Source organism: Streptomyces sp. NPDC102514, from assembly GCF_055584525.1.
In genome coordinates, this window is the sequence record NZ_JBVJLW010000008.1 from 253,742 (window position 1) to 268,560 (window position 14,819).

Genomic DNA, 14,819 nt, shown 5'->3' on the forward strand with positions numbered 1-14,819 from the left:
GACGGTTCCGCTTTATGGAACCCCCGTCCGCATAACGGATGCGCCGTGTCGTTCAGCAACAGCAGTCGCACCCGTCACGGCGTCAGCAGCAGCGGAAGCCCTGCCGCGGATCCGCCTCCTGACGGTCCGTGCGCATCCGCTCGAACTCCCGCCGCGAGGGCACGTCCGCGTCGGCCCGCTCCTCGCGCAGATGCGCCACGTACCGGTCGTACGCGGACTCGTCGGTCAGCTCCCGTACGTACCAACGCACGCCCCTGGCCGCCCTAACCGCGTGGTTCAGCGCCGACCGCATCGCGTACCTCCTCCTTCTCCTCCCTGGTCGGGATCAGCCCGGCCGGAGCGACGATCTGGGACTCGACGTACGGCGCCTCGCTGAGGGTGGAGAGCGCGGGACGGCGTATGTGCCGGATGCACACCCGTGTCGCGTCCGCGATCACCACGACGATGAGCAGGGCGAGCACCGCCGTGAGGACACCGTCGACCGTGGAGTTCGTGACGATCGTGTGCATGTCGTCCATGCTCTTCGCAGGTGCGACGATCTCGCCCCGGTCGATGCCGTCCTGGTAGATCGAGCGCTGCTTGAAGAAGCCGACGCGCGGGTCGCTGGAGAAGACCTTCTGCCAGCTCGCGGTCAGCGTGACCGTGGCGTCCCAGACGAGCGGGATGCCGGTGATCCAGGCCCATTTGAGGCGACCGGACTTCACCAGCAGGGTCGTGCAGACGGCCAGGGCGACCGCGGCGAGGAGCTGGTTGGAGATGCCGAAGATCGGGAAAAGCTGGTTGATCCCGCCGAGCGGTTCATGGACGCCGACCCACAGGAAGTAGCCCCACAGGCCGCAGACGATGCCGCTCGTGATGACCAGACCGGGCTTCCAGCTCACGTTCTTGAAGGGTTTGTAGAGATTGCCCAGCGTGTCCTGGAGCATGAAGCGGCCCACCCGGGTGCCCGCGTCGAGCGCGGTCAGGATGAACAGCGCCTCGAACATGATCGCGAAGTGGTACCAGAACGCGCGCAGACCGCCCCCGGTGACCTTGGAGAAGATCTCCGAGACGCCGACCGCGAGGGTGGGCGCGCCGCCGGTCCGCGACAGCAGGGACGCCTCCTCGACGTTCTTCGCCGCGTCGGCCAGCTCCTTGGGGGAGATCTGGTAGCCCCAACTGCCCACCACCTGGGAGGCGTTCTGGACCGTGTCGCCGATGACACCCGCCGGCGCGTTCATCGCGAAGTACAGGCCCGGGTCGATGACGGACGCGGCGATCAGCGCCATCACCGCCACGGACGACTCCATGAGCATGGAGCCGTACCCGATCATCCGGACCTGCGTCTCCTTCTGGATCATCTTCGGCGTGGTGCCGGAGGAGATCAGGGAGTGGAAGCCGGAGAGCGCCCCGCAGGCGATGGTGATGAAGACGAACGGGAAGAGCGAGCCCGCGAAGACCGGGCCGTTGCCCTGCGAGGCGAAGTCCGTCACCGGGTCCATCTTCAGGGTCGGCAGCGAGACGACGACCCCGAGCGCGAGCAGCCCGATCGTGCCGATCTTCATGAACGTGGACAGGTAGTCGCGGGGTGCGAGGAGCATCCACACGGGCAGGATCGACGCGATGAACCCGTACGCCACCAGCCAGACGACCAGCGTGGAGGGTGCGAGCGTGAACGTGTCGGCCCAGGACGACTCGGCGACCCAGCGTCCCGCGACCAGCGCGAACAGCAGCAGCGCCACACCGATCAGCGAGACCTCGGCGACCCGGCCGGGCCGCAGGACCCGCAGGTAGAAGCCCATCAGCAGGGCGATCGGGACCGTCATCGCGATGGAGAAGGTGCCCCACGGCGACTGGGCGAGCGCGTTGACGACGACCAGGGCGAGCACACCGAGCAGGATGATCATGATGGCGAAGGCGGCGATCAGGGCCGCCGCGCCGCCGAACGGGCCGATCTCCTCGCGCGCCATCTGCCCCAGCGACCTGCCGTCGCGCCGGGTGGAGAAGAACAGCACGACCATGTCCTGGACCGCGCCCGCGAAGATCACGCCGACGATGATCCAGATGGTGCCGGGCAGATACCCCATCTGCGCGGCCAGCACGGGCCCCACCAGCGGCCCCGCGCCCGCGATCGCCGCGAAGTGATGGCCGAGGAGCACGCGTCGGTCGGTGGGGTGGAAGTCGATGCCGTTGTTGAGGCGTTCGGCCGGGGTGGCCCGGTTCTTGTCGACCTTCAGAACCTTGTACGCGATGAACTTCGCGTAGAAGCGATAGGCGATGGCGTACGAGCCGAGGGCGGCCGCCACCATCCAGGCGGCCGAGACCTCCTCGCCCCGCGAGAGAGCGAGCACGGACCAACCGGCCGCGGCGATCAGCGCGACGAGGGTCCAGATGACGATGTTGCGGGGACTTGCCTTGCGGGGGCCTTGCGGAGATGCCGTCCGGGGGCTGTCGGTGCGCACGGGTCGTCCTCCCGTCCATGAGTGACGGGAGGACGGTAGAACAGGATCCCCCTGAGCGCTACACCACGTGCACCCCCCGATCCCCACCAGCCCAACTCACGTACAACCAGGGGAGCTTGGGGCAACCGCCCGGGGGTGAGGGCAGCGGCGCAGTCTTTTGCTTTCAGGGGGCGCAGCCCCCAGGGGCCGGGGATCGGCGCAGTCTTTTGCTTTCAGGGGCGCGGGGAACGGCGCAGTCTTTCGTCTTCAGGGGCGCGGGGAACGGCGCGACCAGCCACGACGCACCCGCACCCGACAACGCACCGCACCCACCCGGAACCTCAGTCCATGGGCCGCTTGAGCCGGGCAACGAACTTGTACCGATCCCCCCGATACACGGACCGCACCCACTCCACCGGCTGCTGATCCTGATCGATCGAGTGCCGCGAGAGCATCAGCATCGGCAACCCCACATCCGTCCCGAGCAACCCCGCCTCCCGGGGAGTGGCCAGCGACGTCTCGATCGTCTCCTCCGCCTCCGCGAGCCGCACGTCGTACACCTCGGCCAGCGCCGTGTACAGAGACGTGTACTTCACCAGCGACCGCCGCAGCGCGGGAAACCGCTTCGCGGACAGATGCGTCGTCTCGATCGCCATCGGCTCCCCGCTGGCGAGCCGCAGCCGCTCGATCCGCAGCACCCGCCCCCCGGCGCTGATGTCGAGCAGCTCCGCGAGCGTGTCGTCGGCGGTGATGTACCCGATGTCCAGCAGCTGCGAGGTCGGTTCGAGCCCCTGCGCCCGCATGTCCTCGGTGTAGGAGGTGAGTTGCAGCGCCTGTGACACCTTCGGCTTCGCGACGAACGTGCCCTTGCCCTGGATGCGTTCGAGCCGCCCCTCGACGACCAGCTCCTGCAGCGCCTGCCGCACGGTCGTGCGCGAGGTGTCGAACTCGGCGGCGAGCGTGCGCTCGGGCGGCACCGGCGTACCGGGCGGCAGTGTGTCCGTGATGTCGAGCAGATGCTTCTTCAGGCGGTAGTACTTGGGCACGCGCGCGGTACGGATGGGGGCGCCACCCTCGTTCTCCGCACTGCTGACGTCGGTGCTCATACTCTGCCTTCCCGGCTTCGAGTGCCGATGCGGCCGACGTACGCGCCGGCCACGGCTCACATCGTGGCACGCCCAGCCGTGCGAGTGTCCTCCCGCACGCTGCGTGATCTCCTCTATATACCGTCGGGGTCCCTTTTGGTCTAGTCCATAGCGTGCGCAGGGCGGGCCGGAGGCGCCGCCGCGACCTGCGTGAGCGCCCGCCCGATCTGTCACCCGTGTAGTGAAAGGTCCCTGCATATGTAGGTCGCGTAACGGACGGTCTGGAGCGGCTTTTTCACCCTTGACACCTCTCTAGGTCTAGTCCAAGCTCCCCGTACTGGTCTAAACCATTGAGGACCAGGTCCCAGCCCCACGGGCAGTACTCGTCGTAAGTCACGCGGTGGGCAGGGGGGTTGCTGGCATCCCTGAGGAGGATGACGTGAATCGCAAGCTCATCGCGGCCGTCGGTGTCGCGGGCATGTTGATGTCGGTCGCTGCTTGTGGCGGCGACGACGGTGACGACGGTGGCAAGGCGGGGGCCGACGGCTACAAGGGCCAGACCCTGACCGTCTGGGCCATGGACGGCTCCACGCCGGAGGGCTGGACCAAGGACCTCACGGCCGCCTTCGAGAAGAAGACGAAGGCCAAGCTGAAGTTCGAGACGCAGCAGTGGAACGGCATCCAGCAGAAGATCACCACCTCGCTCTCCGAGGACAACCCGCCGGACGTCCTCGAGGTCGGCAACACCCAGACCCCGGCCTACGCGGCCACGGGCGGTCTCGCCGACCTGAGCGACCTCAAGGAGGAGATCGGCGCCGACTGGACCAAGGCCCTCAACGAGTCCTCGGTCTTCGACGGCAAGCAGTACGCCGCCCCCTGGTACTTCGCCAACCGCGTCGTCATCTACAACAAGAAGGTCTGGGCCGACGCCGGCATCACGGACACCCCCAAGACGCGCGCCGAGTTCTTCGACGCCCTGAAGACCATCGACAAGAAGACCGACGCCGAGCCGATCTACCTGCCCGGCCAGAACTGGTACTTCTTCGACGGTCTGACGATCGGCCAGGGCGCCGACCTGGTGAAGAAGGAAGGCGGCAAGTACGTCTCCAACCTCGCGGACCCGCAGGTCGGCAAGGCCATGGAGATCTACAAGGAGTACCAGTCCTACTCCAAGGCCCCCAAGGACAAGGACGAGGCCACCCCGCAGCAGGCCGAGGTCTTCGCCAAGGGCAACGTCGGCGCCTTCATCGGCATGGGCTGGGAGGCCGGCACGGCCATCGCGGCCAACAAGAAGATAGAGAAGGACATCGGCTACTTCACCATTCCCGGTGAGACGGCCGACTCGCCCGAGGGTGTCTTCCTCGGCGGTTCCAACTTCGCGGTCGCCGCGGGCAGCAAGAAGCAGGAGCTCGCCAAGGAGTTCCTGAAGCTCGCCCTGTCCGACAAGTTCGAGGGCGCGCTCGCCAAGGAGAACGGCGTCATCCCGAACAAGGAGGCGCTGCAGATCAACCTCGCGGGCAACGGCGCCGCCGAGGCCGCCGCTCCGGCCGCCGCCGGCGGTGGCACCACGCCGCTGATCCCCGAGTGGGCCGCCGTGGAGAACGACCCCAACCCGATCAAGGCCTACATGACCGCGGTCCTGAAGGGGAAGTCGCCCGCCGCCGCCGCCAAGCAGGTCGAGGCGGAGATCAACAAGCGGCTCGCGCAGAGCAGCTGATCACCCCCGTGCCGGGGACGGTTCCCTCCGTCCCCGGCACGCCGGCGCATTCAACTGCGAACCCCGATGGTGGAAGAGATGGCGAGCATGTCAGTGCAGACCGACCGCACGGACACAGGCACGGCCGCCGCGCCCGGTGTCCGTAAGACCGACGTACCCCCGCCCGACGACACAGGCACACGCAAGGGCAAGGGCGGGCGCCCGGCCGGAAGCCGCGGTGGCGTGTCCGCCCCGTACGTGCTCCTGCTGCCCGCGCTGCTCGCCACGGTGATCCTGCTGGGCTGGCCGCTGATCAAGAACGGCATGCTGTCGTTCCAGAACCTCAATCCGCGCCAGCTGATCCTCCACCTCACCGAGTGGAGAGGGTTCGACAACTACACGGACGTCCTGAGCAGCGCGGACTTCTGGAAGGTCGTCCAGCGCACGGTCGTCTTCACCGCCGTGAACGTCGTCCTCACCATGGTGTTCGGCACGCTCGTCGGCCTGCTCCTCGCCCGGCTGGGCAAGCGCATGCGGCTGGTCCTGCTGCTCGGCGTGGTGCTGGCCTGGGCGATGCCGGTGATCGCCGCGACCACGGTCTACCAGTGGCTGTTCGCCCAGCGCTTCGGCGTCGTCAACTGGCTGCTCGCCAAGGCGGGCTGGACGTCGATGGCCGACTACAACTGGTTCGGCACGCAGCTCTCCACCTTCTCCGTGATCACCCTGCTGATCGTCTGGCAGTCGATCCCGTTCGTGGCGATCAACCTGTACGCCGCCACGACCACCATCCCCCAAGAGCTGTACGAGGCCGCCTCCATCGACGGGGCCGGCACCTGGAAGAGCTTCACCTCCGTGACCTTCCCCTTCATCCGGCCGTTCCTGTGGGCGACGACCTTCCTCGAAGTCATCTGGATCTTCAAGGCGTTCCCGCAGATCTTCGCCATGAACAAGGGCGGCCCGGACCGGCTCACCGAGACCCTGCCGATCTACGCGTTCGTCGAAGGGCCCGGCAACCAGCACTACGGGATGGGAGCGGCGATCTCGTTCCTGACGATCCTCATCCTGCTCGCCCTGACGGCCTACTACCTGCGTACCGTTCTCAAGCAAGAGGAGGACGAGCTGTGAAGCGCTCCCTGATGGCCCGGCTGTGGCCCAATGCGACGGCCCTCGTCCTCTTCGTGGTCTTCACGTTCCCCGTCTACTGGATGTTCGCGACGGCACTGAAGCCGACCGGCGACATCATCGCGGACACCCCGGTCTTCGTACCGACGGACATCACGTTCGACCACTTCCAGAAGGCGCTCGACGCCGACCACTTCTGGACGCTGGTCGGCAACTCCCTGACGGTGACCGTCCTCGCGGTGGTCTTCTCCCTCGTCATCGGGCTGCTCGCGTCCTTCGCGCTGGCCCGGATGCGGTTCAAGGGCCGCCGCGGCTTCCTGCTGACTTTCATGATCGCGCAGATGGCCCCCTGGGAGGTCATGGTCATCGCGATCTACATGATCGTGCGCGACGCGGACCTCCTGAACAGCCTCATACCGCTCACGGCCTTCTACATGATCATGGTGCTGCCCTTCACGATCCTGACACTGCGGGGATACGTCGCCGCCGTGCCGAAGGAGCTGGAGGAGTCGGCCATGGTGGACGGCTGCACCCGTCGGCAGGCCTTCGTGAAGGTGATCTTCCCGCTGCTCGCCCCGGGTCTCATGGCGACCTCGCTCTTCGGCTTCATCACGGCGTGGAACGAGTTCCCGCTGGTCCTGATCCTCAACAAGGACGCCGAGAAGCAGACGCTCCCGCTGTGGCTCTCCAGCTTCGAGACGACGTTCGGCGACGACTGGGGGGCCACCATGGCCGCGGCATCGCTCTTCGCCATCCCGATCCTGGTCCTGTTCGTCTACCTCCAGCGCAAGGCCGTCAGCGGACTCACCTCCGGCGCCGTGAAGGGATAACGCCACCCGATGACCACCATCGCCTCCGGCACGGGCACGCTGACCCGTGACGCCCTCGCCGTCCTGCAGCCCGGCTTCACCGGGACCTCCGCACCCTCCTGGCTGCTCCGGCGGCTCGGCGAGGGCCTCACCTCCGTCGGACTCTTCGGCCGCAACATCGCCTCTCCCGGCCAGCTCGCCGCCCTCACCGCCCAACTGCGCGCGGAACGCGACGACGTCCTGGTCGCCATCGACGAGGAAGGCGGTGACGTCACGCGCCTTGAGGTGCGTACGGGATCGTCGTTCCCCGGCAACCACGCGCTCGGCGCGGTCGACGACGTGGCACTGACCGAAGCCGTCGCCCGCGAACTGGGCCGCCGGCTGGCCGACTGCGGGGTCAACCTCAACTGGGCCCCCTCCGCGGACATCAACTCCAACCCCGGCAACCCCGTCATCGGCGTACGGTCCTTCGGCGCCGACACCGCGCTGGTGGCCCGGCACACCGCCGCGTACGTCTCCGGGCTGCAGTCCGCCGGCGTCGCCGCCTGCACCAAGCACTTCCCCGGCCACGGCGACACGGCGGTCGACTCCCACCACGCGCTGCCGCGCATCGACGCCGACCTGTCGGTGCTGCACTCCCGCGAACTGGCGCCCTTCCGCGCGGCGATCGCCGCAGGCTCCCGGGCCGTGATGAGCGCGCACATCCTGGTACCGGCCCTCGACCCGGCCCACCCCGCGACCCTCTCCCGCCGCGTCCTCACCGGACTGCTGCGCGAGGAACTCGGCTTCGACGGGCTGATCGTCACCGACGGCATGGAGATGCAGGCCATCTCCGCGACCTACGGCATCGAGCGGGGCAGCGTCCTCGCGATCGCCGCGGGCGCCGACGCGATCTGCGTGGGCGGGGGACTCGCCGACGAGGCGACGGTCCTGCGACTGCGGGACGCGCTGGTCACGGCCGTCCGCTCGGGCGAACTCCCCGAGGAACGCCTGGCGGACGCGGCGGCCCGGGTCCGCGCACTGGCCTCCTGGACCACCTCGGCCAGGCCCTCGGTACCGGCACCCGTCACGGACGGCGCGGAGATCGGCCTGGTGGCGGCCCGCCGCGCGCTGACCGTCACCCGCGGCACGCACCACACGCCCCTCACCGAGGCCCCGTACGTCGCCGCCCTCACCCCGGTCGCCAACATCGCCGTCGGGGACGAGACCCCCTGGGGCGTCGCCGCCGAACTGCGGCGCCTGCTGCCGGGCACGGAGACCGGCAGCTTCACGGGGGAGGGGGGCGGGGCGGAGGTACTCGCCGCCGCCGGTACGCGCCGCGTGGTCGCCGTGGTCCGCGACGCCCACCGCCACGCCTGGATGGCCGAGGCCCTGGACACCCTGATCGCGTCCCGCCCGGACACGATCGTCATCGAGATGGGCGTCCCCCAGACCCCACCCCAAGGCTCCCTCCACATCGCCACACACGGCGCAGCAAGGGTCTGCGGCCTGGCAGCAGCGGAAGCGATCACAACGACCTAGGCCACCCTTCGAGACCGCGGCGAGCGAGGCTTTTAGGGGCGCGGGGAACGTCACGCCCAGCCACGACGCTTTTAAGGGGCGCGGGGAACTGCGCGGCCAGCCACAACGAACCCGCACCCGACAACGCACCACCGCCGCCCGCAGGGCACAAGAAGGGTCCGGGTTCACCACGGGGGAACCCGGGCCGTTCGCATGCCACCCGGCTACCGCAGGTGCGTCGTCCGGCCACAGGAGCGTCGTGGCGGGCGGCGCAGTTCCCCGCGCCCCCAAAAGCGCCACGGCCGGCCGCACACTCCCCGAGCCCAAGGGGGGGGCTAAATACCCTGCCAGGCCGGCTTATTGGCATACGTATGCCGGAAGTACTCCGCCAACTTCAGCTTGGACGCGGCAGCCTCATCCACCACAACCGTCGCATGCGGATGCAGTTGGAGCGCCGAGGCCGGACACACCGCGGCCACCGGCCCCTCCACGGTCGCCGCCACCGCATCGGCCTTGCCCTCACCCGTGGCCAGCAGCACCAGATGCCGTGCCTCCAGGATCGTCCCGATCCCCTGCGTGATCACGTGATGCGGCACCTGCTCGATGTCGCCCTCGAAGAACCGCGCGTTGTCGACCCGCGTCTGCTCGGTCAGCGTCTTGATCCGCGTACGGGAGGCCAGCGAGGAGCACGGCTCGTTGAACCCGATGTGCCCGTCGGTCCCGATCCCGAGCAGCTGGAGGTCGACTCCGCCCGCCGCGGCGAGCGCCCGGTCGTACGCCTCGCAGGCGGCCCGTACGTCCTCCGCGGTCCCGTCGGGCCCCATGAACGCCTCCAGGTCGAGCCCCAACGGCTCCAGCACCTCGCGCCGCAGCACCGACCGGTACGACTCGGGGTGCTCGGCCGGCAGCCCCACGTACTCGTCGAGCTGCGCGACCCGCGCCCGCGAGGCGTCCACGCCGCCGGCGCTCACGATCGCCGACAGCGCCTGGTAGATGGGCAGCGGCGTGGAGCCGGTGGCCACCCCGAGCAGGGCGTCGGGCTTGTGCCGGAGCAGCTCCGCCATGGCTCCGGCAATGAGCTCGCCACCCGCCTTGGCGTCCGAAACGATGACAACTTCCACGCTGGGCCTGCCGTTCTGAAGGGGGAACTCACCTGCATATGTGGTATAGACCAATCTAGCAGAGCACTCCTCTCCAGTCGCGTCTTCGCGGACGGCCGTATCCCAGGGGGATCCCGCCGGAAATCCCGGCGAGGTTCGAACGGGGGCAGATCATTTCTCGAGCCCCCGCTCCTTCGACCGGGACACCGCACTGGAAATGGCGATCCTGGCCTTCTGGGAACACGGTTACGAGGCGACCTCCGTCTCCGGCCTCACCGAGGTCATGGGCATCGGCGCCCCCAGCCTCTACGCGGCCTTCGGTGACAAGCGCTCCCTCTTCGCGGAGGTCGTGGACGCGTACGGCACGCGGTACGGATCGTTCGCCGCCCGGGCCCTCGCCGAGGAGTCGAGGAGCCGACGGCCCGCGCCGCGGTGGACCGGCTGCCGCGCGAGGCCGCGGCGCGGTACACCGAGCCCGGCCGCCCGCGCGGCTGTCTGGTCATCCACGCGGCCACCAACTGCACCACCCCCGAGGTGGGGAAATCCCTGCGGGAGCGGCGCACCGCCGGCATCGTCGCCATCGGCAGCCGCCTGGAGGCCGCGGTCGCCGCGGGCGAACTGTCCGGGGACACGGACACGGCGGCCCTGGCCCGGCACACCGGAGCCATGATCCAGGGAATGTCCCAGCAGGCCCGCGACGGAGCCACCCGGCGGCAATTGGAGGCAGTGGCGCAACTCGCCATGCGTATCTGGCCCCGCCCGTGAACCGCCCGGGGTTAGGCTGCGTGGTGCACGTAGGACGCGAGTTGTTGGATTAATGGACAACAACAAACATCCGACAACGCATGGACAGCCGTAGTGGTCTAGTCCAGAATCATAGGCAAAGCCCACATGCGCAGCTGAATGACCAAGCCTCCGCCTTCCCCGCACAGGAAGGCGGATCGAGGAGTCGGCGCTCTCTGCCCTGACTGCACCGGGTCCTCGTCCTCGGCCGATCGGGACCGCACACCCCGTGGCCGATGTTGCTCCGGGCTGCGGTGCCGGGAGGGTTGAGGGTCCCTCTCAGGCGCCGCGGCCCGCGGGTGTCTCCGGGGCCCTTACGGGTGGCTGATTTCGGGTCTTGTCGTACCTGACGGGTACGCTCGCACATGTGCCCTCCATGAACGACCTCGTACGCCAGCACACCGCGCTCGGTGACTCCGACCTTGAGTGGCTGCATCTGCTGGTCTCGGAGTGGCAGCTGCTCTCCGACCTCTCCTTCGCCGACCTCGTCCTGTGGGTGCCCACCCGAGACGGCACCCGCTATGTCTCGGTCGCCCAGATGAGGCCCAACACCGGCCCCACCTCGTACCAGGACGACATGGTCGGCCACCTCGTCCCGCGCGGCCGGCGCCCCATGCTGGACGCGGCCCTGGACGAGGGCCGGATCGTGCGCGAGGGCGACCCGGAGTGGCGCGAGGAGGTCCCCGTACGGGTGGAGTCCATCCCCGTACGACGAGAGGGCCGCGTCCTCGGCGTCATCGCCCGCAACACCAACCTGCTCACGGTCCGCACGCCCTCCCGGCTCGAACTCACCTATCTGCAGAGCGCGTCCGACCTCGCCCAGATGATCGCGGCGGGCTCCTTCCCGTTCCCCAACCAGCAGGTCGACATGGACGCCTCGCCGCGCGTGGGCGACGGCCTGATCCGGGTGGACGCGGACGGCGTCGTCCAGTACGCGTCCCCGAACGCGCTGTCGGCGTACCACCGGCTCGGCCTCGCCGCCGACCTGGTCGGCCATCACCTCGGCCAGACGACCGCCGAACTCGCCCCGTCCCGGGGGCCCGTGGACGAGGCGCTGGAGAAGGTCGCCAGCGGCTGGGCGCCCCGCGAGTTCGAGATCGAGAGCAACGACGGCGTGATCCAGCTGCGCGCGATCCCGCTGAAACCCAAGGGAACGCGCGTCGGTTCGCTGGTCCTGCTGCGCGATGTGACCGAACTGCGTCGCCGCGAGCGCGAGTTGATCACCAAGGACGCGACCATCCGGGAGATCCACCACCGGGTGAAGAACAACCTCCAGACGGTCGCGGCCCTGCTGCGCCTCCAGGCCCGCCGTATCGAGTCCGACCGGGGCCGCGAAGCCCTGGAAGAGGCGGTGCGCCGGGTCGGCTCCATCGCCATCGTGCACGAGACGCTGTCCCAGAATCTGGACGAGCGCGTGGAGTTCGACGAGATCGCCGACCGGGTGCTCGCCATGGTCGCCGAGATCTCACCGGGCAAGGTAGTCGGCCGGCGCTCGGGCCGCTTCGGCATACTCGACGCCGAGGTCGCGACCCCGCTCTCCATGGTCCTGACCGAGATCCTGCAGAACGCCCTGGAGCACGGCTTCCGCGAGGGCGAGCGGGGCACGGTCGAGGTGTCCGCGGTCCGCGGCGGCACGTCGAAGGAGAACCGCCTGCTGGTCACGGTCCAGGACGACGGGGTGGGCCTGCCCGAGGGCTTCGACCCGCACCGCTCCGGCAACCTCGGCCTGCAGATCGTACGGACGCTGGTCGAAGGCGAGTTGGGCGGCACCTTCGACATGGTCCCGGCCCCCGAGCGCGGCACCCAGGTCGTCCTGGACATCCCGGTACGGACCCCGAAGTAGCCAGAGGCATATGAGCCGCCTGGAGATGCCAGGCGGTTTCGAGCCCCCAACGGCACCTCACGCAACTCCCGTACCTTCCGCACCACTACTTCACGAACACGCTGCGTAATCTCCACCGCAGAGAACGCCGCGACGAGCACCGCGGTGGGCACAGCGATGAGCCCCGGACCACTGAGTGGTCCGGGGCTCAAAGTGTCATTCGGTTGCGCATCGGGGGTACTGCGCGCTGCGGCTCGGGGGCGGGAGATGCGTACACGCTGTACGCGCCGCCAAGCTCAGGCTGTTGCGGGGTGGGTTGTCAGGCAGAAGCCTGACGGGCCCGGTTGCGGGCGGCGCGGCGCTTCATTGCGCGGCGCTCGTCCTCGCTGAGACCACCCCAGACGCCGGAGTCCTGGCCGGACTCAAGCGCCCACTGCAGACACTGCTCCATGACGGGGCAGCGACGGCAAACGGCCTTGGCTTCCTCGATCTGCAGCAGCGCAGGACCGGTGTTGCCGATGGGGAAGAAGAGCTCGGGGTCTTCCTCGCGGCAAACGGCGTTGTGACGCCAGTCCATGGCTGCTACCTCTCCTTGGTATTACATGCACGTTGCTTGTGAATGTGAACGCTTTCACGAATCCCTCAACAAGTGAAGGGCCGACTACCAGACGGACTGGTGTGGTCCTTTGAAGTGAGGAGGGGTTCCGGCGCTCTGTGGGGGCGATGTTGCGGCCCGTCCCGAGCGCCACGTAGAGACTCGCAAACCTCAGCGGCGGATACAACCCCTACCGGAAAGTTTTTTTTGATTCCTCGGTGTCGACTAGGTCACAGCCGTACTTCCATGGGGTGGATCCTGGCCTAAACGTTCGAGTGGAAGGACTTTAGCCCGTTCCGCTCACACAATCACACGCAGTGCACGGCGAACGCCTGTGAACGCGACGCTCGTACGCAGTCCGAGGTGGTCGCCGTCCATCTGGAGGGGGAGTGGGACCTTCGAATGCAAGGTGAAGTCGGTCAGATCATGCAGGGACACCGCGTGCTTGCCATGGGGTCCGCGGGCGGGGGACGAAGTGAGCAACTGGGTGCCATACCGGGCAACCGCGGTCGTCGACATCCGGCTGAGACCCAGTACGTCGAGCCCGGTATCGAACGAGGCCTTAGGTGACGCGTACACCGGGCGATTGCCCAGATACGTCCACGGGGAGGTGTTGCAGACTATCGACAGCACCAGATCGGTCACGGGGTCGGAACCCGGCCGTTCCAGCGTGATCGTGCCGCGGCGCCGATGGGTCTCCCCGAAGAACTGGCGCATCGCCTGACGCAGATAGAGCGAGTGCGTGGAGCGTTTGCCGCGTTCGCGGTGCTGTTCGACCCGGCCGACCACGCCGGCGTCGAAGCCGAGCCCGGCGTTGAAGGTGAACCAGCGGGCGGGGACGCCCTCGTCGTCGCTGCCCGGTGTGCCCGCGGCGAGGCCGAGGCCCACCGTGCGCTCCCGGCCCTCGCGCAGGGCGTCCAGCAGGGCGCCCGTCGCCTCGACGGCGTCGTTGGGCAGGCCCAGGGCGCGGGCGAAGACATTGGTGGAGCCGCCGGGGACGACGGCGAGGCCGGGCAGCCGGTCGGGGTCGGGGCCGTTGTGCAGCAGACCGTTCACGACCTCGTTGACCGTGCCGTCGCCGCCGAGGGCCACGACCAGTTCTATGTCCTTGCTCTCCGCGGCCTGCCTGCCGAGGTCTCTCGCATGGCCGCGGTACTCGGTGGTGACCGCTTCGAGTTTCATCTCGCTCGCCAGCGCGTGGATCAGAACGTCACGCGTGCGTGCGCTGGTGGTGGTAGCTGCCGGATTGACCACAAGAAGTGCACGCATGCGATGCAGCGTACCTACCGCGCGGTACTCGTCCCATACCGAGGTGAGGATCAGGTGAGAGCGGGACGGCTCGCCGGGTGTCCTGCTGGACACGCCCCTGGACGTCCGGGGGTGCACGGCGGCCGTGGGCGGCCAGGGGGCGAGGGCTACCCTTCAGGGGTGAGTCCTGAGCAGAATCCCACCCCGGAAGACGTCGGCGCCGAACCCCGCCCCGTGCGGCTGACCACGGCGGCCGCGCTCGTCGCGCTGGAGGGGGTCGCCCTCGTCGCCGGGGGCGTCTACCTGCTGGTGATGGGCCTCACCGGCCATCCGGACGACCGGAGCCAGGCGGTCACCGGGGGTGTGACGCTGATCGCGCTCGCCCTGCTGCCTCTGCTGGCCGCGCGGGGACTGCTGCTGCGCCGCAGCTGGAGCCGGGGGCCCACGATCATCACGCAGATCATGGCGCTGCCCGTCGCGTACAACCTGCTCCGGGCCGACAGTCTCGCCATCCCCGGAGGGATCGCCCTGGCGGTGGTGGCGGTCGCGACGCTCGTACTGATCCTGAACCCCGAGGCGACGCGGGCCCTGGGGATCACCGGGCCCGGCGCGGCACGGGAGTAGTTCGCCGGTGGTCCG

Annotated in this window: 12 protein-coding genes and 1 pseudogene; 7 read left to right on the forward strand and 6 right to left on the reverse strand. The window is 68.7% G+C overall.

Going from position 1 to position 14,819, the window contains the following annotated elements:
• Positions 1-82: 82 nt before the first annotated feature.
• The 3 genes from ACZ60E_RS22135 to ACZ60E_RS22145 all read right to left on the reverse strand — a co-directional run bounded on the left by ACZ60E_RS22135 (position 83) and on the right by ACZ60E_RS22145 (position 3,526).
• A complete protein-coding gene (locus ACZ60E_RS22135; protein WP_248777442.1) occupies positions 83-292 on the reverse strand; it encodes a YbdD/YjiX family protein in 210 nt (69 codons plus the stop codon).
• Positions 264-2,441, reverse strand: a complete 2,178-nt coding sequence (locus tag ACZ60E_RS22140) for a carbon starvation CstA family protein (RefSeq protein WP_384803439.1) — start codon at positions 2,439-2,441, stop codon at positions 264-266. The genes ACZ60E_RS22135 and ACZ60E_RS22140 overlap by 29 nt, the downstream gene beginning before the upstream one ends.
• A 320-nt stretch (positions 2,442-2,761) precedes the next feature.
• On the reverse strand, positions 2,762-3,526 hold the full coding sequence (locus tag ACZ60E_RS22145; RefSeq protein ID WP_210889894.1) for a GntR family transcriptional regulator: 765 nt from the start codon (positions 3,524-3,526) through the stop codon (positions 2,762-2,764).
• A gap of 418 nt (positions 3,527-3,944) precedes the next feature.
• On the opposite strand from ACZ60E_RS22145, the gene ACZ60E_RS22150 reads away from it, so the two are divergent.
• The 4 genes from ACZ60E_RS22150 to ACZ60E_RS22165 all read left to right on the forward strand — a co-directional run bounded on the left by ACZ60E_RS22150 (position 3,945) and on the right by ACZ60E_RS22165 (position 8,653).
• Entirely contained in the window at positions 3,945-5,222 is a 1,278-nt protein-coding gene (locus ACZ60E_RS22150) for an extracellular solute-binding protein (protein ID WP_384803436.1), read from the forward strand.
• An 87-nt stretch (positions 5,223-5,309) separates the two neighbouring features.
• Positions 5,310-6,326 (forward strand): carbohydrate ABC transporter permease, encoded by a 1,017-nt coding sequence (locus ACZ60E_RS22155; RefSeq protein ID WP_469442542.1) that lies wholly within the window; start codon positions 5,310-5,312, stop codon positions 6,324-6,326.
• Positions 6,323-7,153 carry a carbohydrate ABC transporter permease gene (locus ACZ60E_RS22160; RefSeq protein WP_384803430.1) on the forward strand — a complete coding sequence of 277 codons (831 nt, stop codon included), beginning with the start codon at positions 6,323-6,325 and terminating at the stop codon, positions 7,151-7,153. Before ACZ60E_RS22155 ends, ACZ60E_RS22160 begins: the two co-directional genes overlap by 4 nt.
• 9 nt (positions 7,154-7,162) lie before the next feature.
• Complete coding sequence (locus ACZ60E_RS22165) at positions 7,163-8,653, forward strand: glycoside hydrolase family 3 protein (protein ID WP_469442544.1); 1,491 nt, start codon at positions 7,163-7,165, stop codon at positions 8,651-8,653.
• Positions 8,654-8,967: 314 nt separating this feature from the next.
• On the opposite strand, the gene nagB is transcribed toward ACZ60E_RS22165, so the two are convergent.
• Entirely contained in the window at positions 8,968-9,753 is a 786-nt protein-coding gene (nagB, locus tag ACZ60E_RS22170; RefSeq protein WP_384803424.1) for a glucosamine-6-phosphate deaminase, read from the reverse strand.
• Between the two features lie 196 nt (positions 9,754-9,949).
• On the opposite strand from nagB, the pseudogene ACZ60E_RS22175 reads away from it, so the two are divergent.
• Both ACZ60E_RS22175 and ACZ60E_RS22180 read left to right on the forward strand, forming a co-directional pair.
• Positions 9,950-10,497: pseudogene (locus ACZ60E_RS22175) on the forward strand (TetR/AcrR family transcriptional regulator).
• A gap of 394 nt (positions 10,498-10,891) precedes the next feature.
• Positions 10,892-12,358: a sensor histidine kinase gene (locus ACZ60E_RS22180; RefSeq protein ID WP_384803478.1), complete on the forward strand. Its 1,467-nt coding sequence runs from the start codon at positions 10,892-10,894 to the stop codon at positions 12,356-12,358.
• Positions 12,359-12,656: 298 nt separating this feature from the next.
• Here ACZ60E_RS22180 and ACZ60E_RS22185 read toward each other — a convergent pair whose 3' ends face one another.
• The gene (locus tag ACZ60E_RS22185) at positions 12,657-12,914 is read right to left on the reverse strand and encodes a WhiB family transcriptional regulator (protein WP_016639615.1); all 258 of its coding nucleotides are present in this window, start codon (positions 12,912-12,914) and stop codon (positions 12,657-12,659) included.
• Positions 12,915-13,232: 318 nt separating this feature from the next.
• Positions 13,233-14,201 carry a diacylglycerol/lipid kinase family protein gene (locus ACZ60E_RS22190; RefSeq protein WP_469442546.1) on the reverse strand — a complete coding sequence of 323 codons (969 nt, stop codon included), beginning with the start codon at positions 14,199-14,201 and terminating at the stop codon, positions 13,233-13,235.
• A 159-nt stretch (positions 14,202-14,360) separates the two neighbouring features.
• On the opposite strand from ACZ60E_RS22190, the gene ACZ60E_RS22195 reads away from it, so the two are divergent.
• A complete protein-coding gene (locus ACZ60E_RS22195; protein ID WP_384803418.1) occupies positions 14,361-14,804 on the forward strand; it encodes a hypothetical protein in 444 nt (147 codons plus the stop codon).
• Positions 14,805-14,819: the final 15 nt, after the last annotated feature.